General features: G+C 64.5%; 23 protein-coding genes. 16 read left to right on the top strand and 7 right to left on the bottom strand.

Going from position 1 to position 25,426, the window contains the following annotated elements:
* Positions 1–36: 36 nt before the first annotated feature.
* Complete coding sequence (gene murA, locus K3152_RS10125; RefSeq protein ID WP_221573996.1) at positions 37–1,320, bottom strand: UDP-N-acetylglucosamine 1-carboxyvinyltransferase; 1,284 nt, start codon at positions 1,318–1,320, stop codon at positions 37–39.
* A gap of 128 nt (positions 1,321–1,448) precedes the next feature.
* On the opposite strand from murA, the gene galU reads away from it, so the two are divergent.
* Complete coding sequence (gene galU, locus K3152_RS10130; protein ID WP_221573997.1) at positions 1,449–2,336, top strand: UTP--glucose-1-phosphate uridylyltransferase GalU; 888 nt, start codon at positions 1,449–1,451, stop codon at positions 2,334–2,336.
* Between the two features lie 87 nt (positions 2,337–2,423).
* Here galU and K3152_RS10135 read toward each other — a convergent pair whose 3' ends face one another.
* Positions 2,424–4,127, bottom strand: a complete 1,704-nt coding sequence (locus tag K3152_RS10135; protein WP_221573998.1) for a M28 family metallopeptidase — start codon at positions 4,125–4,127, stop codon at positions 2,424–2,426.
* 106 nt (positions 4,128–4,233) lie between these two features.
* On the opposite strand from K3152_RS10135, the gene K3152_RS10140 reads away from it, so the two are divergent.
* The 10 genes from K3152_RS10140 (at position 4,234) to K3152_RS14300 (ending at position 15,825) form a co-directional block, all read left to right on the top strand.
* The gene (locus K3152_RS10140; RefSeq protein WP_221573999.1) at positions 4,234–6,903 is read left to right on the top strand and encodes a bifunctional [glutamine synthetase] adenylyltransferase/[glutamine synthetase]-adenylyl-L-tyrosine phosphorylase; all 2,670 of its coding nucleotides are present in this window, start codon (positions 4,234–4,236) and stop codon (positions 6,901–6,903) included.
* Complete coding sequence (locus tag K3152_RS10145; protein ID WP_221574000.1) at positions 6,903–7,373, top strand: peroxiredoxin; 471 nt, start codon at positions 6,903–6,905, stop codon at positions 7,371–7,373. Before K3152_RS10140 ends, K3152_RS10145 begins: the two co-directional genes overlap by 1 nt.
* A complete protein-coding gene (locus tag K3152_RS10150) occupies positions 7,370–8,158 on the top strand; it encodes a ferritin-like domain-containing protein (RefSeq protein ID WP_221574001.1) in 789 nt (262 codons plus the stop codon). Before K3152_RS10145 ends, K3152_RS10150 begins: the two co-directional genes overlap by 4 nt.
* Before the next feature lie 142 nt (positions 8,159–8,300).
* The gene (locus tag K3152_RS10155) at positions 8,301–8,975 is read left to right on the top strand and encodes a M23 family metallopeptidase (protein WP_221574002.1); all 675 of its coding nucleotides are present in this window, start codon (positions 8,301–8,303) and stop codon (positions 8,973–8,975) included.
* A 163-nt stretch (positions 8,976–9,138) separates the two neighbouring features.
* On the top strand, positions 9,139–10,686 hold the full coding sequence (locus K3152_RS10160; protein WP_221574003.1) for an acyl-CoA synthetase: 1,548 nt from the start codon (positions 9,139–9,141) through the stop codon (positions 10,684–10,686).
* The gene (locus K3152_RS10165) at positions 10,686–11,984 is read left to right on the top strand and encodes a cytochrome P450 (protein ID WP_221574004.1); all 1,299 of its coding nucleotides are present in this window, start codon (positions 10,686–10,688) and stop codon (positions 11,982–11,984) included. The genes K3152_RS10160 and K3152_RS10165 overlap by 1 nt, the downstream gene beginning before the upstream one ends.
* A 188-nt stretch (positions 11,985–12,172) precedes the next feature.
* Positions 12,173–12,820: a YqiJ family protein gene (locus K3152_RS10170; protein WP_221574005.1), complete on the top strand. Its 648-nt coding sequence runs from the start codon at positions 12,173–12,175 to the stop codon at positions 12,818–12,820.
* Positions 12,821–12,829: 9 nt separating this feature from the next.
* Positions 12,830–14,569, top strand: a complete 1,740-nt coding sequence (locus K3152_RS10175; protein WP_221574006.1) for a flotillin family protein — start codon at positions 12,830–12,832, stop codon at positions 14,567–14,569.
* 87 nt (positions 14,570–14,656) lie between these two features.
* Complete coding sequence (locus K3152_RS10180; RefSeq protein WP_221574007.1) at positions 14,657–15,661, top strand: agmatine deiminase family protein; 1,005 nt, start codon at positions 14,657–14,659, stop codon at positions 15,659–15,661.
* A 35-nt stretch (positions 15,662–15,696) separates the two neighbouring features.
* Positions 15,697–15,825 carry a hypothetical protein gene (locus K3152_RS14300; RefSeq protein ID WP_282098361.1) on the top strand — a complete coding sequence of 43 codons (129 nt, stop codon included), beginning with the start codon at positions 15,697–15,699 and terminating at the stop codon, positions 15,823–15,825.
* On the opposite strand, the gene K3152_RS10185 is transcribed toward K3152_RS14300, so the two are convergent.
* From K3152_RS10185 to K3152_RS10205, 5 genes are all read right to left on the bottom strand, one after another.
* Positions 15,814–16,554, bottom strand: coding sequence for a sulfite exporter TauE/SafE family protein (locus K3152_RS10185; protein ID WP_221574008.1), 741 nt, complete (start codon positions 16,552–16,554; stop codon positions 15,814–15,816). The genes K3152_RS14300 and K3152_RS10185 overlap by 12 nt on opposite strands.
* A complete protein-coding gene (locus tag K3152_RS10190) occupies positions 16,555–17,298 on the bottom strand; it encodes a sulfite exporter TauE/SafE family protein (RefSeq protein WP_221574009.1) in 744 nt (247 codons plus the stop codon). It abuts the gene before it with no gap.
* Complete coding sequence (locus tag K3152_RS10195; protein WP_345719796.1) at positions 17,295–18,131, bottom strand: metallophosphoesterase; 837 nt, start codon at positions 18,129–18,131, stop codon at positions 17,295–17,297. The genes K3152_RS10190 and K3152_RS10195 overlap by 4 nt, the downstream gene beginning before the upstream one ends.
* A gap of 6 nt (positions 18,132–18,137) precedes the next feature.
* The gene (gene thrS, locus K3152_RS10200) at positions 18,138–20,153 is read right to left on the bottom strand and encodes a threonine--tRNA ligase (protein ID WP_221574382.1); all 2,016 of its coding nucleotides are present in this window, start codon (positions 20,151–20,153) and stop codon (positions 18,138–18,140) included.
* 230 nt (positions 20,154–20,383) lie between these two features.
* A complete protein-coding gene (locus K3152_RS10205) occupies positions 20,384–22,051 on the bottom strand; it encodes an alkaline phosphatase D family protein (protein ID WP_221574010.1) in 1,668 nt (555 codons plus the stop codon).
* Positions 22,052–22,215: 164 nt separating this feature from the next.
* Here K3152_RS10205 and K3152_RS10210 point away from each other — a divergent pair, with 164 nt between their 5' ends.
* The 5 genes from K3152_RS10210 to K3152_RS10230 all read left to right on the top strand — a co-directional run bounded on the left by K3152_RS10210 (position 22,216) and on the right by K3152_RS10230 (position 25,426).
* The gene (locus K3152_RS10210) at positions 22,216–22,401 is read left to right on the top strand and encodes a hypothetical protein (protein WP_221574011.1); all 186 of its coding nucleotides are present in this window, start codon (positions 22,216–22,218) and stop codon (positions 22,399–22,401) included.
* The gene (locus K3152_RS10215) at positions 22,398–23,003 is read left to right on the top strand and encodes a hypothetical protein (RefSeq protein WP_221574012.1); all 606 of its coding nucleotides are present in this window, start codon (positions 22,398–22,400) and stop codon (positions 23,001–23,003) included. Before K3152_RS10210 ends, K3152_RS10215 begins: the two co-directional genes overlap by 4 nt.
* Positions 23,000–23,191 carry a helix-turn-helix transcriptional regulator gene (locus K3152_RS10220; protein ID WP_221574013.1) on the top strand — a complete coding sequence of 64 codons (192 nt, stop codon included), beginning with the start codon at positions 23,000–23,002 and terminating at the stop codon, positions 23,189–23,191. The genes K3152_RS10215 and K3152_RS10220 overlap by 4 nt, the downstream gene beginning before the upstream one ends.
* Positions 23,192–23,289: 98 nt before the next feature.
* Positions 23,290–24,351 (top strand): YjgN family protein, encoded by a 1,062-nt coding sequence (locus tag K3152_RS10225; protein WP_221574014.1) that lies wholly within the window; start codon positions 23,290–23,292, stop codon positions 24,349–24,351.
* Between the two features lie 4 nt (positions 24,352–24,355).
* Positions 24,356–25,426, top strand: a complete 1,071-nt coding sequence (locus K3152_RS10230) for a M48 family metallopeptidase (protein ID WP_221574015.1) — start codon at positions 24,356–24,358, stop codon at positions 25,424–25,426.

A 25,426-nucleotide genomic window follows, 5' to 3' on the forward strand; every position in this document is an offset into this window, starting at 1 on the left:
AACGGCTGGTGCTCGCGAAAGGTCCTCAAGCAGTCCTTAATCGTCGCCGACCCGTTCGATATCCGCGCCGACAAGCTGCAGCTTCTCTTCCAGCCGCTCGTAACCGCGGTCGAGGTGGTAGAGACGGCGCACCGTGGTCTCGCCCTTGGCGGCGAGGCCGGCGATGACGAGGCTCATCGAAGCGCGCAAATCGGTCGCCATGACTTCGGCGCCGGTCAGTTCGACCGGTCCGCGCACGATGGCGGTGCGACCGGTGGTCTCGATATCCGCACCCATACGCGCCAGTTCGGGCACGTGCATGAAGCGGTTCTCGAAAATGGTTTCCTTGAGGACGCTGGTCCCTTCCGCCTTGCACAACAGGCTCATCAGCTGTGCCTGCATGTCGGTGGCAAGGCCGGGGAAGGGCGCGGTGGTGAGGTTGTGCGCCTTGAGCGGGCCCCTGGCCGCGATGTTCACGCCATGCTTGTCTGTCTCGACCTCGACCCCGATGTTGCGCAGCGCGTGCAGGGTCGAACCCATGTCGTGCGCATCGGCACCCTCCAGCCGCACTTCGCCGCCGGTGATCGCAGCGGCGCAGGCATAGGAGCCGGCCTCGATCCGGTCGGGCATGACGCGATAGGTCGCTCCGTGGAGCTTCTTCACACCGTGAATGGTGATCTCCGAGGTCCCGATGCCTTCGATCTCGGCTCCCATGGCAACGAGCAAATTGCACAAATCGACGATCTCGGGTTCGCGCGCAGCGTTGATGAGCGTGCTGGTGCCGTTGCACAGCGTCGCGGCCATCACCGCATTCTCCGTCGCGCCGACCGAGACCACGGGGAAATCATACTCGCCGCCGGGCAGGCCGCCGTCGGGCGCGCTGGCCTTCACATAGCCTTGCGCCAGCTCGATATGCGCGCCGAAAGCCTCGAGCGCCTTCAGGTGGAGGTCGATGGGACGGTTACCGATGGCGCAGCCGCCGGGCAGCGACACGGTTGCCTCGCCGGTACGCGCGAGCAGCGGGCCGAGCACGAGAATGGAAGCGCGCATCTTGCGCACGAGATCGTAGGGCGCGACCGAGCTGGTGATGCGCATGGCTTCGAGCGTCACGTTGCGGCCGAACTCTTCCGGGCGCTTGCCGGGGATCGTGTGGCTGACCCCGAACTGCGTCATCAAATGCTGGAAGCCATCGATATCGGCGAGGCGCGGCAGGTTGCGCAGCGTCACCGCCTCTTCGGTCAGCAGCGCGCAGGGAATGAGCGTCAGAGCCGCATTCTTCGCGCCAGAAATGGGAATGGTTCCGGAAAGGCGATTGCCGCCGCGTACGATGAGTTTGTCCATGGGCCCCTGCTCTTAGTCTTCGCGGGGGCTGTGGCAAGCGTCATGCGCCTGTCATCATCCCCCTCCATTGCCTGCCTCAACCGCCAAGCGATTGACCTGTTCCCCCCCCGGTCCTAACCCACCCCGCCATGAGCCAGCACAAACCTATCAAAAAAGCCGTTTTTCCCGTCGCCGGGCTCGGCACCCGCTTCCTTCCCGCCACCAAGGCGATCCCGAAGGAGCTGCTCCCCATCGTCGACCGTCCGCTCATCCAATATGCGGTGGACGAGGCGCGCGAGGCGGGAATCGAACAGATCATTTTCGTCACCGGCCGCGGCAAGACCGCCATCGTCGAACATTTCGACATGGCCTTCGAGCTCGAGACCACGATGGAAGAGCGCGGCAAGGACATGAGCGTGCTCGACCCGACCCGCGCCACGCCGGGCGACATCATCACCGTGCGCCAGCAAGTCCCCATGGGCCTCGGCCACGCCATCTGGTGCGCGCGCGCCATTGTCGGCGACGAGCCTTTCGCCATCCTGCTGCCCGACGAACTGATGGTCGCCAACAAAGGCGGCACCGGCTGCATGAAGCAGATGGTCGAAGCCTATAACGAGGTCGGCGGAAACCTTATCTCGGTGCTCGAAGTGCCCGAAGACGAGGTCTCGAGCTACGGCGTCATCGCGCCGGGCGCGCAGGTCTCGGATACGCTCACCGAAGTCACCGGGCTGGTCGAGAAGCCGCCGGTCGCCGAAGCGCCGTCGAACAAGATCATCTCGGGCCGCTACATCCTCCAGCCCGAAGTCATGCGGACGCTGGAAAACCAGGGCAAGGGCGCGGGCGGCGAAATCCAGCTGACCGACGCCATGGCGCGCATGATCGGCAACCAGGCATTCCACGCGGTGACCTTCCAGGGCAATCGCTACGACTGTGGAAGCAAGACCGGTTTCGTCGAAGCCACCCTTGCGCTCGCGCTCGAACGCGAGGACATGGGCGCAGAAGTTCGGAGCATGGCCGAGAGGCTGCTTGCGAAATAAGAACGATAATTTACCCCAAGCCTTATAAAAAGGGCCGCTTCATCCAACTGGTGAAGCGGCCCTTTTCTTATGCGATTGGCGCGAGGATCAGGTCGCGCCGCAAGCCGCGCCTTCCCCGGCGCAGGTCTCGTCACGCGTTCCCTTGAACTCGTCGCCCTCGTTCCAGTTGGGCCAGCTCGTGCTCATGCCCAGCATGCGGCCGAGGCGGTAGAAGAGCTGCAAGTCGGCCATCACGCCCGACCAGTCCCAGTTCGGATCGTATTCGTCCTTCGGCCCGTGATAGCGGTTTTCGCGGTAGTCGAGCGCGACTGCGGCGCCTGCTTCGGTGCCGCCTTCGACAAGGTCTTCACCGCCGTCGACATAGAGCATCGGCACGCCGCGCTTGGCGAAGGCGAAGTGGTCCGAGCGGTAGTAATAGCCTGCTTCGGGGTTCGGGTTCGGCGTCGGCACACGGCCATCGGCCTTCAGCGCTGCGTCGAGGAACTGGTCGAGCTCGGACTTGCCCGGACCGACCACGGTCACGTCCTTGCTCGGGCCCGCAATCAGGAAGGCGTCCATATTGATGCCGCCGACCGTCTGGCTGAGCGGGAAGACCGGGTTCGCCGCATAGTAATCCGCGCCGAGCAGGCCCGATTCCTCTGCCGTCACGGCGAGGAAAACCTGGCTGCGGCGCGTGGGGCCGGCCTTGGCATGCGCCTCGGCGAGCGCGACAAGCGCGGCGGTGCCGGTGGCGTTGTCCACCGCGCCGTTGCAGATGTCGTCCCCATCGTCGGCGGGCGTGCAGCGGCCGAGGTGATCCCAATGCGCCGTGTGGATGACATACTCATCCGCCGCCTCGGTGCCGCGCAACACGCCGATTACGTTCTGCGATTCGAAGGTGCGGATGTCGTTCGAGAAGCTCGTCGATGCCGTCAGGCCGAGCGGAACGGGCTTGAACCCGCGCTTCTTTGCAGCCCGCGTGAGCTGGGAGAAGTCTTGGCCCGCAGCCTCGATGATCTGCTTGCCGACTTCGTTCTGGACCCAGCCGTTCATCACCGTGAGCGGCGCTGCGTCCGGACCTCGCTGGGCATAGGCCTGCGGGCCCGACCAGCTGCTTTCGACGACGTTCCAGCCATAGGAAGCGGGCTCGGTGTCGTGGATGATGAGAGCGCCTGCAGCACCTTGCCGCGCGGCCTCTTCGTACTTGTAGGTCCAGCGGCCGTAATAGGTCATCGCCTTGCCGCCAAACGGGCCTTCGAGTCCGGACGTACCGAAATCGGCATCGTTCACGAGGATGACGGCGGTCTTGCCGGTCATGTCCACGCCTTCGTAATCGTTCCATTCCCGCTCGGGCGCGTTGATCCCGTAACCGACGAACACGAGCTCGCTGTCCTCGAGGCTGGTCTTCGCATCTTCGCGATAGGTCACGCCGACCCAGTCGCTGGCATAGGCGAAACTCATGTCCTCGTCGCCGCCAGAAATGGTGAGCGGGGCGAAATCCCTGCCCGTAATCTCGACCAGCGGCACGCGCTGGGTCCAGCTGCCATTGTTGCCCGGCTCGAGACCGGCGGCCTCGAAGCGTTCGGTAAGAAGGGCAACGGTCAGTTCCTCGCCCTTGGTGCCGGGCATCCGGCCTTCGAATTCGTCGGAGGACAGCCGCTCGGTGACCGACTTCATCGTCTCTTCGGAGATATCGCCGCTGGCGACATCGGGAATGTCGAGGCCGGTCGAGGCCGTGCCGTCGGTTTCGGCGGTGTTGTTGCAAGCGGCCAGCAAGAGCGCGGACGCTGCAACGAGTGTGGTGCGAAGCATTGGGGGGCAACCTCTCGTTTGCGAATGTTCGTGGAGGCGCTTGTTGCACCGGCGCGGCGAAGGCGCAAGCTTGCGCGGCGGCCTGCGCTTGGGCAGAGCCGCATTCATGAGTGCCGACTGGTCCGGAGCGATAGAGAGAGCCCGCGCGCACGCGCCTTTCCTCGCGCGCGGGCTGGAGAAGCACGCCGAGCTGGCGGCATTGCTGGGCAATGGGGATGGCGATCGCGCGCTGACCCGGGCCAAGGCAGCGGGCGAAAGTATCGAGGACACGGGACTCGCTCTCAGGCGCGAGAAACGCGCGCTGGGGCTGGTGCTCGCCATCGGCGACCTTGCAGGCGGGTTCGACCTTGCGAAGGTGATGCGCGAACTCTCGCTCTTCGCCGACCGCGCGCTGCACCGCGCCATCGAGGCGGCGATTGCGCGGCGGGTCGAGGGCGCGGAGGCGGACGGGATGATTGGCCTCGCGCTGGGCAAGCACGGGGCGGGCGAGCTCAATTACTCCTCCGACATCGACCCCATCCTGCTCTACGACCCGCAAACCCTGCCCCGCCGCGAGCGTGACGAGCCGGGCGAGGCGGCACAGCGCTATGCCCGCGAAGTGGTGCGCCTGCTCAGCGACGTCACCAGCGAAGGCTACGTCTTCCGCGTCGATTTGCGGCTGCGTCCGGCGAGCGAGGTCAGCCCGCTCGCCATCCCGCTCGACGCGGCCATCACCCATTACGAAAGCAGCGCGCTGGCGTGGGAGCGCGCGGCCTTCATCCGCGCGCGCGCCTGCGCGGGGGACATCGCGGCAGGCGAGGCCTTTCTCGACCACATCCGCCCCTTCGTCTGGCGCCGCAGCCTCGATTTCGGTGCCATCGACGAAGTGCGGCGCCTGACCCACCGCATCCGCGACAAGCAGTCCGGCCCGATTGCGCCGGAGCCCGGTTACAACGTCAAACTGGGCCGCGGCGGCATCCGCGAAGTCGAGTTCTTCGCGCAGACGCACCAGCTCATCCACGGCGGGCGCGACCCGACGCTCAGGCACAAGCACACCCGCGCCGCGCTCGATGCGCTGGCGGCAACGGGGCGGATTGGTGCGGATGATGCGGCGGCTTTGGGGGCAAGCTATGACGGTTTGCGGCGCATCGAGCACCGGTTGCAGATGGTTACCGACCAACAGACGCACAGCATTCCTACAGGCGAGGCGCTCGACAATGTCGCGCGGCTCGACGGCTTCGATGATGGAGCCGCATGGCTCGAACACATCACCAGCCTCACCGCGCCGGTGGCCGAGCGCTATGACGCGCTGCTCGCCGAGGACGAAGTCTCAGTCCCTGCCGACAGCCCCCATGTCGAGGCCCCAGCCCGATCCGCACAACTCTCGCCCGAATTGAAGGCGCGGGTCGGCGAATGGACCGATGGCCGCTATGCCCCGCTGCGCAGTCCGGCGGCGAATTCCGCCTTCGAGGCCATTCGCCCCACCTTGCTCGAATCGCTCGCCGCCTCGCCCGAGCCGGAGCGGGCGGTGGCGCGGTGGGAGACGCTGCTCTCGCGCCTGCCGACCGCCATCAACCTCTTCCGCCTGCTGGAAGCGCGGCCGGGTCTCATGCAATTGCTCGCCGATTGCCTGACGCTTGCACCGCCGCTGGCCGATGCGATTGCGCGCAATCCGGCGCTGGTCGATGCGCTGATAGACCGCAGCGCGCTGGACCTGCCGGGCAGCCGCGAGGAGCTTGCCGAGGCGATGCGCCGGTCCGAACGCGGCGACACTTACGAAGACCGCCTCGACCGCATCCGCATCGTCACCGGCGAAACGCGCTTCGCATTGGGCGTCCAATTGATCGAAGCGGCGCACGACCCGCTCGACATCGCGGCTGCACTGTGCCGCGTCGCCGAAGCCGCGATGGAAAGTGCGCAGGAAGCCGCCGAGAAGGAATTTGCCAACAAGCATGGCCGCATTGCAAACGGCGAACTGCTGGTGCTCGGGCTGGGGCGGCTCGGCGGAGGGCTGCTGACCTATGCCTCGGACCTCGACATCGTCTATCTCTTCACAGGCAGTCACGAGACGGAGAGCGATGGCGACAGGCCCTTGGGCGCAACGCTCTACTTCAACCGCCTCGCCCAGCGGGTGAGCGCCGCACTGTCGGTCCCGACCGCCGAAGGCGCGCTTTACGAGGTCGACACGAGGTTGAGGCCACAGGGCGCGCAGGGGCCGCTGGCGGTCAGTCTCGACAGTTTCGAGCGCTACCAGAAGGAAGACGCCTGGACCTGGGAGCACATGGCGCTGACCCGCGCCCGCGCGCTCACTGGCAGCGAGGAAGCGCGGGCCAAGGTCGAGGCCATCCTGTCCGATGTGCTTTGCCGCGAGAGGGACGAGGCCAAGCTCAAGACCGACCTCCTCAAGATGCGCGGCGAGATGGCGGAGCACAAACCCGCCAAGGGTCCGCTCGACGCCAAGCTGCTGCGCGGCGGGCTGGTGGACTTGGAATTCCTCGTCCACTTCCTCCAGCTGCGCGACCGCGAGGGACTGAGCGCCAATCTGGAAGAGGCGCTGGCCGCTCTCCCGCAACTGGAGGACCTGCAGACCGCCCATGCCTTGATGACACGGCTGCTGGTGGGTACGCGCCTCCTCGCACCCGATCTCGCCATTCCCGGCGAGGCACCGCAGGCCATCCTCGCGCGGCTGTGCGAGGCGGAGGATTTCGCGGCCCTCACCGCCCGCTTCACCGAAGCGCGGCAGCAAGTGGCGGCCAGATGGCAGGACATTTTTGGCGAGACTTTGGAGCTGGATTGATGACGACTTACGCAGAAGGCGACGCCTTCCCCGATTTCACCATGGAAACCCCCGACGGCGGCACCGTCACCAAGGCGGACCTTTCCGGCAAGAAGGCAGTCATCTTCTTCTACCCCAAGGACAACACACCCGGCTGCACCACCGAGGCGAAGGATTTCACCGCGCTGAAACCCGAGTTCGAGAAGGCGGGCACCTACCTCCTCGGCGTGAGCAAGGATTCGGCGAAGAAGCACCAGAACTTCATTGCCAAGCACGACCTCACGGTCGACCTCGCCACCGATGCGGAGGAGGGCGGCCTTTCCGACACGCTCGGCGTCTGGGGCGAGAAGAAGAATTACGGCCGGACCTATATGGGCATGATCCGCTCAACCTATTTGCTGGATGAGGACGGCAAGATTCTTCGCATCTGGCCCAAGGTCCGCGTGAAGGGCCACGCCGAGGAAGTGCTCGAAGCCGCCCGCAACGCATGACTTCTCTCTCCTGTGCCATTCGCGACTGCCTTTTGACAGGCGACAAGAGGGGCAAGGTCTTCGTCACCCGCAAGCTGGTGCGCGACTGGCGGCAGGGGAAGCTCGACTTCACCTTCGACTGCCCCATGCCCGAGCGCCCCGAATGGCCGGAGAACCTCGACTTGCGACTCCCCCGCGACATGCCGCGGCGCGGCAAGGGCGGCAGCGAGAAGGGCCGCATCGCGCTGTGGCATGCGCTTGCGCATATCGAATTCGTCGCCATCGACCTCGCGCTCGATATGGCCGGGCGATTCGGGGAATCGATGGGCCAAGTCTTTGTTTCCGATTTCCTTTCTGTCGCTGCGGACGAGGCGATGCACTTCGCGCTGCTGGAGCGGAAACTCGATTCGCTGGGCTCCTACTACGGAGCGTTGCCTGCGCACGACGGGCTGTGGAGCGCGGCGCAAGACACCGCTCACGACGTCGCAGCTCGCCTTGCGATCGTTCCCATGGTTCTGGAGGCGCGCGGATTGGATGTTACTCCCGCCACGCTCGAAAGAGTGCGCGCGCAAGGTGATGAAAACGGTGCGAAAATTCTCAAACGAATCCTTGACGACGAAATCCGCCACGTCGCCTACGGCTCCAAGCATTTTCGCGATATTTGTAGCGCTCGCGGCGAGAACCCGCCGGAATCATGGCAGAATTTGGTCAAAACGCATTTTTCAGGGGGGCTGAAGCCACCGTTCAACGACTCGGCGCGTTCGGCAGCCGGTTTGTCGCGGGACTTCTACGCTGGTATTGCCTGATTAACCTTTTCTGGCAAAAACCATACTCACGAGACGCCGGGGGGTTCCGGCAGTGACGAATTAAGGACCGAACGGGCCGGGACGCCCGAAACGGTCAGGGACAAGGGGCGCTTCCTGGAAGCGCTGGACGGACGGGTTTAGCATGAACACCAAGCGCACTTCGCTTGCTTTCACCATGACTGCAGCAGTTTTCACCATCGCCGCTTCGCCGGCGCAGGCGAACGACACTGCCGTGGGCGCTATCGACCTGTCGAAGGTTTCCGCCGCCGCTACCAAAGAAGGCGACGCCCAGTTCACCGAGCTCTTCGCCAAGTGGGAAGACCCCAGCCAGCCGGTCGTCAACACGCGCCCGGTTGTTTCGGTGCCTTCGCGCATGCCGCTCGAAGATGCGCGCATGACCAGCGATTATGGTGACCGTACGCATCCGGTGCTCAAGCGCCGCATGGGCCACAAGGGCGTCGACCTCGCCGCCCCCACCGGCACGCCGATCTACGCCACCGCCGATGGTTATGTTTCCAAGGCCGAGCGTTTTTCGAGCTACGGCAATTATGTTTCCATCGAGCACGGTGCCCGCATCCAGACGCGTTATGCCCACATGTCGCGCATCGCGGTTGCCGACGGCACCTGGGTCAAGAAGGGCGAGCTTATCGGCTACGTCGGTTCGACCGGCCGTTCGACCGGCCCGCACCTTCACTATGAAGTCCGCATCGACGGCCAGGCCGTGAACCCGGTTCCCTACATGGTCGAATCGCAGGCACAGGCAGCATTCGCCCTCGCCATGGGTGAAGGTGGCCAGGGCGGTCACGACGAGGAATAAAAGGGAGAGGGGCTCTCGGGCCCTTCGGGACTGCGGAAAGAGGCGGCGGGTTTTACCCGGCCGCCTTTTTTCTTGCCCTTGCTCCTCAGCCGGTTACGTTTCTCGATGCAACTGGACGAGTCTGCGCCAAAGCGGACCGCCAGCTAAGGAGAGAGGACGGCCGATGCACCCGATTACGCATGCGAGCGCGCGACCAGACCACCCCGCCATCATCATGGCCGGCAGCGGCGAGGTGATGACCTATGGCCAGATGGACGTCTACGCGAACCACATGGCCCATTTGTTGCGCTCGAAAGGGCTGAAGCGCGGCGACCATTTCGCGGTGCTGATGGAAAACAACATCCATTACCTGCCCATCGTGTGGGGCTCGCAGCGGGCAGGCACGATGATGGTGCCCGTCGCCACCCGCCTGACCGCGCCGGAGATTTGCTACATCCTCAAGGATGCGGGCGTGAAGCTGCTCATCACCAGCACCAAATTCGACGACCGTATCGAGGATATTCGCGCAAATTGCGGCGGCATCGACATCCTTGTGCTCGGCGGCGAGGGCGAGGAGAATTTCGAGACCCTGCTCGCCGCACAATCCTCGGAGCCGATCGAAGACCAGGCACCGGGACAGTACATGCTCTATTCCTCGGGCACGACCGGCGCGCCCAAGGGCGTGCGGCCCGCCCCGCCGCCCGATGACGACATCCTTGCGGTGAACCCGCTGGTGGGCCTTGCCGTGATGGGCGCAGGCATGCCCGCCGATGGCAGCATGGTCTATCTCTCGCCCGCGCCGCTCTATCATGCTGCGCCGCTCGGCTGGTGCACGACCGCGCACCGGCTCGGCGGAACGGTGGTGGTGATGGAAAAATTCGACCCCATCGACGCGCTGGAGACCATCGAGCGCTACCGCGTCACCGACAGCCAGTGGGTGCCGACGCATTTCGTCCGCATGCTCAAGCTGGAGCCCGAAGAGCGCGAGGGCCACGATCTTTCCAGCCACCAGCGCGCGCTTCACGCCGCCGCGCCCTGCCCCGTGCCCATCAAGCGCGCGATGATCGAATGGTGGGGCCCCATCATCAACGAATATTACGCCGGATCGGAAGGCATCGGCATGACGCTCATCAAGGCCGAGGACTGGCTCACCCATCCCGGCAGCGTCGGCAAGGCCATCCACGGCACCATCCACGTCTGCGGTCCCGAGGGAGAGGAACTCGAGGCGGGGCAGGACGGTCTACTGTTCTTCGAGAACGACCTCATCCCGACCTATCACAACGACCCGGAAAAGACCGCCGATGCCATGCACCCCAAGGGCTGGATGACGCTGGGCGATATCGGCCATGTCGACGAGGACGGCTATCTCTACCTCACCGATCGCAAGAGCCACATGATCATTTCCGGCGGGGTCAACATCTACCCTCAGGAAATCGAGAACCTGCTGGTGACGCATGACAAGGTGATGGATGCCGCAGTCATCGGCGCGCCCTGTCCCGATTTCGGCGAAAAGGTCGTCGCGGTGGTCCAGCCGATGGACATGGGCGAGGCTGGCGAGGAGCTGGAGGCGGAGCTGCGCGATTTCCTCGCGCCCAACCTCTCCAAAATAAAGATGCCCAAGCTGTTCGACTTCCGCCCCGAATTGCCGCGCGAGGCCAACGGCAAGCTCTACAAGCGCGAGCTGCGCGACGAATACCTGGCGAAGGCGGAAGCAGAGACGGAGAGCGCATAATGGCAAGCGCGGCGAAACCCCGGCTCGATGCAGCGACCGGATACGAAGTGATTTCGCCGGAGAGCTACGCCAAGTGGGATCCTCTGCTCGACACTTTCGACCGCTTGCGTGAGGAGAACCCGGTCGCCTGGGTCGAGGACGCCGAGGGTCGCCATCCGCCCTTCTGGCTGGTCACGCGCTATGACGATGTGATGCGGATTTCGAAGGACAATGCGACCTTCCTCAACAATCCGCAGACGGTCGTCTTCGCGCTCAACGAAGCCATCCAGTTTGCGAAGAACCTGACCGGTGGCAGCCCGCATATGGTCGCCAGCCTCGTCACCTTCGACGCGCCCATCCACATGAAATACCGCAAGCTGACGCAGGAATGGTTCATGCCCAAGAACCTGCGCCAGATAGAAGGCGAAGTGCGCGAACTGGCGGTGAAAACTGTGGACCGGCTGGTTCAGGCGGGACCGGAAGCCGACTTCTGCAAACTGGTCTCGCAGCCCTATCCGCTCCACGTCGTGATGCAAATTCTCGGCGTGCCCGAAGAGGACGAACCGCGCATGCTGATGCTCACGCAGCAAATGTTCGGCGGACAGGACGAGGATTTGAACCAGTCGGGCATGAAGGATTTGCCGCCCGAGGCCATCACCCAGCTGGTCGCGGGCGCGGTGAAAGATTTCGAGGCTTACTTCGCCAAGCTTACGGCGGAAAAGCGCGCCAATCCGACCGAGGATGTCGCGAGCACCATCGCCAATGCCACCGTCGACGGCGAACCGCTCAACGACCGCGACATGATGGGCTATTACATTATCGTGGCAGCGGCAGGGCACGACACCACCAGCGCGAGCACAGCGGGCGCGATGCTGGCGCTGGCGCAGGACCCCGAGCAATGGGCGCGCGTGCGCGAGGACCGCTCGCTGCTCCCCGGCATCGTCGAGGAAGCCATCCGCTGGACGAGCCCCGTGCAGCACTTCATGCGCACCGCGGCCGAGGACACCGAAGTCGGCGGGCAGAAAATCGCGAAAGGCGACTGGCTGATGCTGAACTATGTCGCGGCTAATCACGACCCCGCGCAGTTCGAATCCCCGCGAAAATTCGACGCCAGCCGCAGCCCCAACCGCCACCTCGCCTTCGGGGCCGGCGCGCACCAATGCCTCGGCCTGCATCTGGCGAGACTGGAGATGCGCATCCTGTTCGAAGTCCTGCTCGACCGCATCGAAAGCGTCGAACTGGCAGGCGAACCGGCACGTTCCAAATCGACCTTTGTCGGCGGCCTGAAGACGCTGCCGCTGCGCATCACGCCCGCCTGAAGTCGAAAAGCACCCTAGCGAAGTCAAACCCGTAGAATAGCGGGGAAAATCGAACTCGGTTCGTCGCATATTCCTACGGTTCACCGCACATTTCTGCTAGGTGAATGACATGGATACAACAGTAGGACGATACGCTTTCAGCCACGGCTGAGGGCAGCTATTTCCTGCGCATAGGAAAGGGGGACACCATGACTCTGCTGGAGCCGCACAACATGCCGTTTGCGGCCGCGCTGGTCTTCATGCTCGTGCTGGCAATCGCCCAGATGGTTGGGCTGACGGACATGTTCGACGCCGAAGTCGATGTGGACGCCGATGTCGATGGCGACGCTGCCATCGAGGGAAGCGCGCTCGACGGGCTGTTCACGCTGCTCGGCATCGGGCGCGTTCCGCTGACCATCTGGCTGGCGCTCTACATGTTCCTGTTCGCAGGCATCGGTATCGGCGTGCAGGGGCTGGCGCAAAGCATGACGGGCTCGCCGCTTTACGTGTGGCTCGCCGCGCTCATTGCCGGAGGGGCCGCACTGCCGGTCACCGGAATACTTGCCCGGCCGCTAGGCGCGATCATGCCGAACGACCACACCACTGCGGTGAGCACTGCAAGCCTGGTCGGCCGCCGCGCACGGATTACCGACGGCGTGGCGCGCGCTGGTTCGCCCGCCCGCGCCAAGGTGAAAGATGTGCATGGCCAGTCGCACTTCGTGATGGTCGAGCCGCATGAGGAAGCATCCGAAATCCACGCGGGCGACGAGGTCCTCCTCGTCCGCCGCGAGGGCAACACATTCTATGCGACCGCGCTCGCCGAGCGCCGCCTGTCGCCAACACAAGTCAACCAATAAGGAGGAGCAATGGATAATCTTACCAACATCGCCGTATATGGAGGCGGAGGCTTACTCCTCCTTCTCATCATCGGCTTCACACTGGCGAAACTCTATCGCCGCGCATCGAAGGAAGTAGCCTTCGTCCGCACCGGCGTGGGTGGCGAGAAAGTCGTCATGAACGGCGGCGCTATCGTCTATCCGGTCCTGCACGAAACCATGCCGGTCAACATGAACACGCTGGTGCTCAGTGTTGTCCGCAGGGATGGCGAGGCGCTGATTACACTCGATCGCCTGCGCATCGATGTGAAGGCCGAGTTCTACGTGCGTGTGAAGCCCGACAGCGAAGCCATCGCCATGGCGGCACAGACGCTGGGCCAGCGCACGATGCAGCCCGAAGCCCTGAAGGACCTCGTCGAAGGCAAGTTCGTCGACGCACTGCGCTCCGTCGCAGCCGGCATGACGATGAACGAGCTGCACGAGCAGCGTGCCGACTTCGTCCAGAAGGTGCAGCAGGTGTCGTCGAACGACCTCGCCATGAACGGCCTGGAACTGGAATCGGTCTCGCTGACCGGTCTCGACCAGACCAGCATCGAGCACTTCAACGCCAACAACGCCTTCGACGCCGAAGGTCTCACCAAGCTGACCGAGCAGATCGAGGCGCGCAAGAAACTGCGCAACGACATCGAGCAGGACACGCGCGTTCAGATGGAGACGAAGAACCTCGAGGCGGACGCCAAGAGCTTCGAAATCGGGCGCGACAAGGAATACGCCCGCCTCCAGCAGGAGCGCGAGGTGGAGATCCGCCGCGCCGCGCAGTCCTCGGAAATCGCCCGTGAACAGGCAGAGCGCAGCCGCGAGGCCGACGCTGCCCGGATCGAGGCGAAGAAGCAGGTCGACGCCCAGCAGATCGAAGCCGACCGTCTCGTCGAAGAGGCGCGGATCGACCAGCAGCGTGCACTCGAAATCGCCCGCCAGGAGCAGCAGATCGCGGTCCAGAACAAGAGCCGCGAGGAAAGCCAGGCCAAGGCGGAAGCCGATGAAGCCCGCGCCAAGGCGGTTGCCGCCGAGGAGCAGGTCTCGACCAGCCGCGAAACCGAGATTGCCGAGCGTATGAAGCGCATCGAGCTCATCGAGGCTTCGAAACAGGCAGAACGCGACGCCATCAGCGTCCGCGTGGAAGCCGAGGCCGAGAAGGACGCTGCCACCAACCGCGCCGAAGCACTGCGCCTCGAAGCGCAGGGTGAGGCCGAGGCCGAGAAGCTGCGGGCCGAAGCTGCACGCGTCCGCTTCGAAGTCGAGGCAGCCGGTCAGAAGGCCATCAACGAGGCGGCGAACATCCTGTCCTCGGGCCAGGTCAGCCTGCAGACCAAGCTGGCGCTGCTCAAGGTCTTGCCGGACCTGGTGCGCGAAAGCGCCAAGCCCATGGAAGCCATCGAGAGCATCAAGATCGTCCAGGTCGACGGGCTCACGAATGGCGGCGGAAAAGGCGCGCCCTCGGGTGCAGCCGGTTCGGGCGGAGGCTCGGGCAACCTTGCCACCGACGCGGTCAGCGCCGCGCTGGCCTACCGCGCGCAGGCACCAGTGCTCGACGGGCTGATGAAGGAACTGGGCCTCGACGGCTCGAGCCTCAACAGCCTCGTAAAGGGTCCGGCCGAGCAGACCGCAGGCCTCGCCTCGGACGACGATGCGGATGACGCCGGTGAAGAGCCCAAGGCGCTTCCGGCAAACCGCAAGTCCAAGGATGAAGGCGAAAGTGCCGACGCCTGATAAGGGCGAAATGCAAACAGGAAGGGGGCACTTCGGTGTCCCCTTTTTTGTTGCCTAGGCCCGACCGGCGGGCCTAACCGCTCCGCCATGAACGCTACACCGAAATGGACCATGCCCCCTGAATGGGCCCCGCAGGACTGGTTGTGGATCGGCTTCCCGCACGATGCCGACGAATGGCCCGAAGTGCTTCCCGCAGCGCAGGAGCAGATTGCCGCTTTCGCCAATGCCGTGGCCGAGAGCGGGCAGGAGGTCCGCCTGCTGGTGCGCGATGCCAATAACGAGCAACGCGCGCGCGACCTCGTCGGCGGTGCGGTAAAGCTCGAGCGGCGCGAATATGGCGATGTCTGGCTGCGCGATACGGGGCCACTGGTGCTCACCGATGGCGCGGGCAATCGCGCCGCGCGCCGCTTCGGCTTCAATGGCTGGGGCGGCAAATACCTGATGGAAGGCGACCAGACCGTGGGCGCCGAACTGGCGGAGGATGCGGACCTCCCGCTCGAAGTCTCCGACTGGATTCTCGAGGGCGGGGCCATCGACGGCGACGGCACCGGCCTCGTCGCAACCACCGAGCAATGCCTGCTCAATCCCAACCGCAACCCACGTTTATCACGCGAGGACATCGAGGAGCGCCTCAAGCGCGACCTCGGGTTCACCCGCGTGCTGTGGCTGGGCGACGGTCTCATCAACGACCACACCGACGGCCATGTCGACAATCTCGCGCGCTTCGTGGCCCCCAACACGCTGGCCCTGCCGCGCGCTACCGGCAAGGACGACCCCAACGCCGCCATCTACGCCGACGCCAAAGCCCGCGCCGAGGCGATGGGCGTGACGGTGAAGGAAATCCCCTCGCCCGGCCTCGTCACCAGCGGCGACCATATCGAGCCGGCTAGCTACGCCAATTTCGCCGTCACCAGCCACCTCGTCGTGGTACCGACCTTCGGCAGCCCGCATGACGAGGGCGGAGTTGCGGCCATTGCCGAGCTTTTCCCCGACCGCGCAACTATCGGCCTGCGTGGCGACTCTGTTCTGGCAGGCGGAGGGGGTTTTCATTGCGCGAGCCAGCAAATGCCGTCATCACGAGGTCAGGCTTAACGCTTCGTTAGGAATTTGGGGGGACAATCCGCGAGATGGCCAAGGCAATCGCTCTCGCACGCACCCACGTACCGGCGCTCCCGCTGGGCGAGATGGTGCGCGTTGCATTGGTGAGCGGCTGCGGTTTCGCGCTGGTCCTCGCCGGCCCCGCGCTACCCCTCTAACAGCTTCCACACGGCTCCTGCCGCCGCGCCGCCCAGTACGAGCGCGACGCTGACCTGCCATTGGCGCGCCGAGACGCGCCCGAAAGCGGCATGACCGATGAGGTCTCCCACCAGCACCGCAGGGAAGAGCAGGAGGGCCAGCAGCACTTCACGCATCCCTCCTACGCCAAGCGCGATGAAGAGCGCAGAAGAGAGCGGCGTCAGCACGAGGAAGATCGCCATCATCGAAGCGCGTGCCACGCGTGGTTCGAGCCGTCCGCGCAAATAGAAGGGCGCCATTCCCGGGCCGGGCATTCCGGCAAAGCCTCCGAAGAAGCCGGTGAAGATTCCCGAAAGGCCCATCGCGGGCTTCCTCGGCATGGCGACCTTGCCCAGCGGCACGACCACCAGCACGAAGGCGCCGAGCGATACACAGGCTATCAGCAACCGAGCCCAGTCCGCGCTCAGCGTCACCAGCGCCCACAGGCCGAGCGGCATAGAGGCCAGAGCCAGCAAGGTAATCGGGATGGCCGATCGGTCCGCCTCGCGCCTGATGCGGCCGATGTCGGTTAGTCCGATGAGGAAGAGCGAGACATTGCCGACCAGCACTGCCTCTTTGGGCGCGATGGTCAGCGCGAGCACTGGCACGATGACCACCGACAGGCCGAACCCCGCAAGCCCGCGCACGAAGCCCGCCGCGAGCGCGGTCAACAGGGCGATGCCGATCGCTTCGGGAGGCAGGCCAAGCATCTAGGCGAAGGCCTTCCACAGCGCCGCCAGCGCGGCCCCGGCCAGCACCAGCCCGACGCAGATGCGCCATGTGCGGTCCTCGATGCTGCCCGAGGCCTTGTTGCCGAGCCAGTTACCGAAGAGCACGGCGGGGAAGAGCAGGAGCGCCAGCAGCGCGAGTTTCCAGTCGAGCACGCCCAACGCAGTGCCGCTGACAAGGCCCGTGGTCGAGGCGCAGGTGAAGATGAGCAGCATCGAGGCCTTGGCCGTCTCGCGCGGGATGTCACGCCCGACGTAATAGGGCACGACCGGCGGGCCGGGCATTCCGGCATATCCCGTCATCAGGCCCGAAAGCACGCCGACCCCGCCGGTGGTGGCCGGATGATGCTCGAGCGCCTTGCGGCGCGGCAGGAGGATCGCGAGGAAGGCCGAGAGGGCGATGAGGGCTATCACGACGCGCGCAATCGAGGGCGAGGTGATGCTGAGCAGGTAGAGCCCGACAGGCGTCGTCACCGCCACCAGAGCGATGATGGCCCAGGCCGACTTCTCGGCTCCACGCAGCAGGCGACGAATCTCGGACAGGCCGATGAAGACCGAGAGGAAGTTCGTCAGCAGCACTGCATCGACGGGCGACAGGGCAAGCGCCAGCACCGGCACGATGAGGATGGCCATGCCGAAGCCCGTAAGCCCGCGCACGAAGGCCGAGCCGAAGGCGGCGAGCAGTGCGGCGGCGACCTGCAGAATCGAATATTCCAGACCCATCATCGGGGCGGCCCCAGCGTCACCAGCCACACATCAGGCGGCGCGCCAAAGCGCAGCGGCAGAATGCTGGTTCCGAGTCCCGCACCCACGAAAACCGTCTGCCCGCTATCGCGTATCATGCCGCAGGCGAAGCGGTCGCCATAGCGCGAGAGCGTCGAAATCGGGCCGATGACGGGAAGGCTGATCTGCCCGCAATGCGTGTGCCCGGCGAAGACCGCCGCGACCGCTCGCGGGAGGTCGGGCACGATGTCGGGAGTGTGGCTGACCACCACCGCCGGTCCCTCGCCCAGCTCACCGAGCGCGGCAAAGGTTGCGGGCACATCGTCGTGGCCGGTGTAGTCGTCATCGACCGCGCCGATGAGCAGCGGTCCTCGCTTCACCGCCTCGTTTCTCAGGACCGTGATGCCGTGGCCCTCGAGCGCGGTGACCATCGCGCCTAGATCGACCCAATGGTCGTGATTACCGGGAGCAACCACCATACCGAAGCGCGCTTGGAAAGTGGCGAAGGGTGCCGCGACTTCCTCCTCGTTATAGAGCTTCGTTGCGGTGCGTTTTTCACTGATGAGATCGCCCGAAAGGAGGATGAGGTCGGGCGAAAGCGCGTTCAATTGCCCCGCGATGCGCTCTACCCGAGAAGGCGGCATGTCGGGACCTGCGACATGGACATCCGACAGGGCGAGCACCTTGATCGGCGCCTCGCCCTGCGGCCAGCCGGTTACCGGTACATAAGCCTCGCGCACAATCGGGTCCGCGCGGGCGTTGGAATAGCCGAGCGCAAGGACGAGCAGGCCGGCCAGCACGGCGACCAGCGCCGCAAGTCCCAATCGCCGGAGCACGGAAGATTAGTCCCGCAGGTCCGGCGGGGTCGCTTCGGCCTTCAGCATCGCAATCGCTTCCTCGAGGCTCATCACCTTCTGGTGCTGCTGGCCCAGCGTACGGACGGCGACGGTGCCTTCCTCGGCCTCGCGATTGCCGACCACCAGCAGGTGCGGGACCTTGGCGTGGCTGTGCTCGCGCACCTTGTAGTTGATCTTCTCGTTCCGAAGGTCGCTCGATACGCGGATACCCGCTGCTTCCAGCTTGGCGACCGCTTCCTTCGCATAGTCGTCCGCGTCGGAAACGATGGTTGCGACCACCGCCTGCGTCGGGGCGAGCCACACGGGCATGCGGCCGGCGTAATGCTCGATGAGGATGCCGATAAAGCGTTCGTAAGAGCCGAAGATCGCGCGGTGCAGCATGACCGGACGGTGCTTCTCGCCATCTTCGCCGACATAGCTTGCGTCGAGGCGTTCGGGCAGCACGCGGTCGCCCTGGATCGTGCCGACCTGCCAGGTACGGCCGATGGCATCGGTGAGGTGCCATTCGAGCTTGGGGGCATAGAAGGCGCCTTCGCCGGGCAATTCTTCCCAGCCGAATTCCTCGTTCATCATGCCCGCCTCTTCGACGGCATCGCGCAGTTCCTGCTCGGCCTTGTCCCAGTCGGCATCCGAGCCGAGGCGCTTTTCGGGGCGCAGCGCGAGCTTGATGGCGAAGGTGAAGCCGAAGTCCTTGTAGACGCTTTCCGCCAGCTTGCAGAAGGCGCGGACCTCTTCGACCACCTGGCTTTCGGTGCAGAAGATATGCGCATCGTCCTGCGTGAACTGGCGCACGCGCATGAGGCCATGGAGCGCGCCATGCGGTTCGTTGCGGTGGCAGCAGCCCATTTCGCCAAGGCGGATGGGGAGGTCGCGATAGGAAGTGATGCCCTGCTTGAAGACCAGCACGTGGGCCGGGCAATTCATCGGCTTGATGGCCATCCAGTCGGCATCGTCCGCCACCTTGGGATGGGCCGAGGCGGCGCCGCTATCGTCCACATCTGGCACGATGTCGGGGACGGCGAACATGTTCTCGGCATATTTGCCCCAATGGCCCGAAGCGGTCCACTGGCGCACGTCCATCAGCTGCGGCGTCTTGATCTCGCGATAGCCTGCGCCGTCCATCTTGCGGCGCATATAGGCTTCGAGTTCGCGCCAGATGCGGTAGCCATTGGGGTGCCAGAAAACGCTGCCATGCGCCTCTTCCTGCAAGTGGAAGAGGTCCATCTCGCGGCCCAGCTTGCGGTGGTCGCGCTTGGCGGCTTCTTCCAGCCGCGTCAGGTGCGCGTTCAATTGCTTCTTGTTGAGCCAGCCCGTGCCGTAGATGCGCGTGAGCTGCGCGTTCTTCTGGTCGCCGCGCCAATAGGCACCGGCGACGCGCATCAGCTTGAAGGCCTGCGGGTCGAGCTTGCCGGTGGAGGCAAGATGCGGGCCGCGGCACATGTCGAGCCAGTCTTCGCCCGACCAGTAGACCGTGAGTTCCTCGTCCTCGGGCAGTTCCCTGGCCCATTCGGCCTTGAAGACCTCGCCCTCGGCTTCCCACTTGTCGATCAGCTGCTGGCGGCTCCAGACTTCGCGCTTCAATGGCTTGTCGGCCTTGATGATGCGGCGCATTTCCTCCTCGATCGCGGGGAGGTCGTCCATCGAGAACGGCTCGCGCGTGTCGGGCGCTTTCACATCGTAATAGAAGCCGTCGTCGGTCGCCGGGCCGAAGGTAATCTGCGTGCCTGGGAAGAGCGACTGCACGGCCTCGGCTAGAACATGCGCGAAATCGTGGCGCGCGAGTTCGAGCGCGTCTTCCTCGTCGCGGCTCGTTACCAGCGCAAGCTCGGCATCGCCTTCGAAGGGGCGGTTGATGTCACGCAATTCACCGTCGACGCGCGCGGCAATCGCGGCCTTGGCGAGGCCGGGGCCGATTGCGGCGGCGACATCGGCTGGCGTGCTGCCCGGTTCCATTTCGCGCACCGAACCATCGGGCAGGCTGATCTTGAGAAGTTCCGTCATCGTCTCGTCCGTTTCCTTGGCGCGCGCCATGACACAGATGGCCACGCGCTTGAAGCGGCGTTTAAGAGAAAATCGCGATTTCGGGAGGAAACGCCTGCCACCCGAAACCGGGTGGCGGTGCGTCGCTTAGCTCGCGCGCATCCGCCCCCGGAGCACCGGGGTGGTGGTAGTAGTGGTCGTGATGCTGAGCAGCGTCATGGCAAGCGAGATAGCGCGCGGCCCCCGATTCCTCAACCCATGTCGAGCACGCGCGCGCCAGCGAGTGTCGAGATGCGCTTGGTCGAGACTATGCCCGCCCCCTTGTCGCGGACGCTCGAAAGAAAGCGATATTCGCTCGTCGCGCGGGTCGGGGTCAGTTCGACCGCCATGTAGCCGCGCTGCGAGGCGTCCATCCATTTGAGTTCGGAATTGCGCTCGACCATGGCCTTGGCGACGGCTGCGGGAGGAAGTTGAGGCAAGTAGCCTTCGAAGCCGGGCGAGGTCACCGAATGGCCGCCGAACTCAACGCCGACCTTTTCGCCGCCATGCGACAGGTCGAAGGCCCATGCGTTGTGCGTGTCGCCCGCAAGGCTGACGAGGTTCGCGTCGGCTGCCAGCGCCGCTTCGTAGAGCCGCTGCCGGGCAGCGGGATAGCCATCCCACGCATCCATGTTCAAGGGCAGTTCGGCGCGGCTCGCGAGAGCGCCTGCGCGGACGCGTTCGAGGATGTAGTCGGGGAGGTTGTCGGGCAATGTGTCGGTAAGCTGCGTGGCAGACGCCGTTCTCCCCATCAGCACTTGCTGCACAAGCACCTGCCACACGGTCCCGTCCTTTCGTGAAGACGTGAGACCATTGGCAAGCCAGCCTTGCTGCGAGCTCCCGAGCACCTCACGCGAGGGGTCGAGATAGTCGCCGTCACGGAACGCTGCGAGCCTCGCAACAGCCTCTTCGGGAGAAGAAATGCTGCGCAGCAAAGCGTTGTAATCGAACTGTTTTGCCCGGTGCGACAGGCGCGTCTCCAGGCGGAACAATGTTGCGAGATTGCCGACCCTGTATTCGGCCCAGGGCTCGTCCGAAACGGGCATCCATTCACGATAGGCTTTCATTGCCGCAGCCTTGCGAACCGACCATTCGCCTTCGCTTTCCGGCTGGTGGTTCTGCGCGCCGCCTTCCCAGCTGTCGTTGGTGCTCTCGTGGTCGTCCCAGCCGGAAATCATCGGGTAGAGCTGGTGGAGGCGCTGGAGGTCGCGGTCCTCGCGGTAGAGCGCAAAGCGGTTGCGGTATTGCGCAAGCGAGACTGATTCGCTGTCCGGCAGTACATCGCGTCCCGCGATTGTCTCGCGCGCTGAAGGATAGGTGCCGGCGGGATATTCGTAGAAATAATCACCGAGGTGCAGCGCACAGTCGAACTCGTCGGCTTCGGCAGCATGCCGGTAAGCGTTGAACCAGCCGAAGCCGATGTTCGAGCAGGAGAAGACCGCCATCTTCCAGCTTGCGGTCGGCCCATCGGGAAGCGTGCGTGTGCGCCCCAGGTCCGACATCGAACCGTCGGGCGCAATGAAGCGGAAATAATACCATTGGCCCGGCTCCAGGCCCTCCGCCCATGCCTTGGCGCAGAAGTCATTCTCGGGCGAGGCCGTCACCTGCCCTTCCGCCACCACGCGCATATTCGCATCAGGCGTGAGCATCTGCCACGTCAGCCTCGCGTCCTGCGAGTGCACATAGCGCGTCCATAAGAGCACGCGATTGTGCCCCGGCTCCCCGCTCGCGACCCCATGCGTGAATCCCGAGGCGCCCGGACCCTGCTGCGCGGCGAGCGGTGCTGCCAGAAGTCCTCCGCCCAGCACCCCGCCCTTGAGCAGGCTCCGGCGGTCGAGCGCGGGCAGCTTCGGCGATGCGGGCGGTTCGGTCAGGGACATAAATGCGCTCTCCTCTTCGCGGCTTCCTGCCTGCGCCGGATGGCAGGCAAATGACAAGCTCCAATCTCATGCCTGACAAGCACTCGCTCCGTTTTGGAAAGCACGCTTGACAAACGCCGAACCAAATGACAAACAAGCTTTACATCAAGCAAAGGACACTTCCCATGAAGCAATATCGCGCACCCCTCCTCCTCGCATTTGCCATGATCGGCATCGCGCTCCTTTCGGTCTTCGAATACGTGCCCGAAGAGGTGGCACAATATTCGCCCTTTCTCCTTCTCGCCCTGTTCCCCCACGCATGGCTGCGTAGTGAGCGTTCCTGCAATCTACTGAAGCGGAAAGCGGCATGAGCGCGGCTGAAACTTCGGGGCTGCGCACTTCGGTCCCCGTCTGGGCAGGGCTGACCTTCGCCACCTTCGGCATGGTCATGGCGCTCGCGCTCACCGACGCCATCAACGCCTCGACCACGCTCATCCTGATGGTCATCCCGGCCGCGCTGTTCTTCCAGACCATCCGCGCGGCCAACCGCAAGGGCAAGTGCAACGGACGGGGCGAGGCGCAGCGGCTCTATATCAAGCGGGTCGCCATTTTCTCCTCGCTCTACCTTGTGGTCATCGCGCTGCAGGTGAGCATGCTCAGGGACAACGATCCCGCGCTCGCCGTGCGCGCCGGCCTCTCGGTCATGCCGGGGCTCGCCATCTGCGGCGTGTTCTGGGCCATTGGCCGCCTCATCCTCGACGAGAAGGACGAATTCATCCGCATGCTCATCGTGCGCCAGACGCTGATTGCGACCGGCTTTGCCTTGGGCTTCGCAACCATCTGGGGTTTCCTCGAAGCGGGCGAGGTCGTGCCGCATATCCCGGCCTACTGGTTCGCGGTGGCCTTCTTCGGCGGACAGTTCATCGGCGCGGTTTCCAACCGCATCACCCATGGCACCTGGGGGTCGCTGTGAACAACCGCCTGAAGGTGCTCCGCGCGGAACGCGACTGGAGCCAGCAGGACCTTGCCGACCGGCTCGAAGTCAGTCGCCAGAGCGTCAATGCCATCGAGAAGGGCCGCTACGACCCGTCGCTGCCGCTCGCCTTCAAGATTGCCGACGTGTTCGAAATGGCCATCGAGGACATTTTCCAGCGCGACTAAAATTGCCCCTCGCTTGACTTGGCGGCCCCGCACCTAGAATGCTTACATGTGAACGGGATTTCACGTTTTTATTCGGGTTGCGGGGTCGTTTACTTTCCATGGCTGATATCAAGGAGAAGGCGAACAACGCCTTCCGTTTCGATGGCAATTGGCAGGATTTTGCCAAGATTGCCTTTCCGAACCTGCTGCTGACCATCGTCACGCTGGGCATTTACCGGTTCTGGGCGACCACGCGCGAGCGCCAGTACCTTTGGTCGCACACCAGCTTCGTCGACGAGCGGCTGGAGTGGACCGGCGAGGGGCGCGAGCTGTTCTTCGGCTTCCTCATCGTGGCAATCATCCTCGGCATCCCCTTCGTCATCCTCCAGTTCATCGCGAGCGGAATGATTTTTCGCGGGATGCAGGATTATGTGCTGGTGATGGGTATCATCCTGTTCCTCGCCTCCTGGTACCTGTCGGGCGTCGCGCGGTTTCGCGCCATGCGGTACCGCCTCTCGCGCACCCGCTGGCGCGGCATCCGCGGCGGCAGCGACAATCCCGGCTTCGTCTATGGCTGGTCCTATTTCTGGCGCTGGTTGGTAGGGATCCTGCCCGTCGGCCTCCTTATTCCCTGGACCATGACGAGCCTGTGGAACGAGCGCTGGCGGGAGATGAGCTTCGGCCCCTACCAAGTCGAGTCCGACGCCGAACCCGCGCCAATCTACAAGCGCTTCCTGCTCTTTTACGTGCCGCTGCTGCTGCTCATTCCCATGGGCATCGCGTTTCAGAGTGCAGACCTCGAAGGCGGGGCGGGAGCAGTGGTGGCCATCAGCGCAATCGTGCTGGTGCTGTTCATCTATTTCGGCATGCCGCTCCTATCGGTAGCCTTTTACGCCAAGTTCTTCCGCGAGGCGGTCCACACCATGCGCTGGGGCGATGTGGAATTCAGCTTCCGTGCGCGGACGAGCGACTGGATTGTCCTCTACCTCGTCGACTTCCTGCTGATCTCGGCGACCTTTGGCCTCGCCTATATCTTCATTCCCTATCGCCACTGGAAATTCTACGTCGAGCATATGCACGCGGAAGGCGAAATCGATCTCGATGCGATGACCCAGTCGCAGACCGCCACCGCGCGTCACGGCGAGGGCCTGCTGGACGCCTTCGACATGGGAGCCATCTAGCGCCATGGAAGAGAGCTTCCGCACTCCGGCCCAATGGTATGACGGCCACAGTGCCGTGCGCCACGAAGGCGATGCGCTATGGGACGGGGCGCGTCAGCTCGCCCTGCGCAGTACGAGCAGCAATCTCGATATAGCCTTGGGCGAACTCGTATTTGCCGAGGAACGCGGCGGGCAACGGGTATATCGCTGGAGCGGCGATGACGATTTCCGGCTCATCCTGCCCGCAGACCTGCCGGCGGGGCTTGCAGCTGCACTGCCCTCGCGCCGCAAATACGGTGCATGGGTCGACGGACTTGGTCTGGGCAAGGCGACCGTCCTCTTCGCAGGCGTCAGCGCCGGCCTGCTGGCGCTGTTCTTTACTGCACCGGACTGGCTCGGCCCACGCATTCCCACCAGCTGGGAGCGCAGCATGGGCGACGCACTGGTCGGCGATTTCGGCAATCGCATCTGTCATACGCCCGAAGGCGATGCCGCGCTCGCCAAGTTGCTCGCCAAGGTCGACCCGGCCGAGGAAAAGGTGCGTGCGGGCATCGCCAATTCGACCGACGTCAACGCGGTCGCGCTGCCCGGCGGGCAAATTCTCATCTTCGACGGTCTGGTGCAGGAAGCCGAAACGCCCGAGGAACTCGCCGGCGTGCTCGGCCACGAGGTCGGCCATGTACGCGAACGCCATGTGATGACCGCGCTGCTGCGGCAGTTCGGTCTCACCGTCCTGCTTTCGGGCATGAATACCGGCATCGGCGACACGCTGTTCGGCCTCGCCGCGATGGATTATTCGCGCGATGCCGAACGCGAGGCGGACGAATATTCGCGCGCGCGAATGCTCGAGAGCGGCATCTCCCCGACGGGCGCCGCCGAATTCTTCGAACGGCTGAGCGCACGCATCGACTATGACGAGGACTCGCTGCTCGGCTGGGCGGCCAGCCACCCGGGACCGGGAGAGCGCGCCGAGGCCTATCGCGAGGCTGCCGAGGGCAGGACATTCACCCCCGTGCTGACGGAGCAGGAGTTCGGGGCGCTGAAGACGATGTGCGAGGAAGACGAGGACGTCGAGGTCATGCAGTCGATCGTGTAG

The sequence above is a fragment of the Qipengyuania polymorpha genome (assembly GCF_019711435.1).
Classification (GTDB): Bacteria; Pseudomonadota; Alphaproteobacteria; order Sphingomonadales; family Sphingomonadaceae; genus Qipengyuania; species Qipengyuania polymorpha.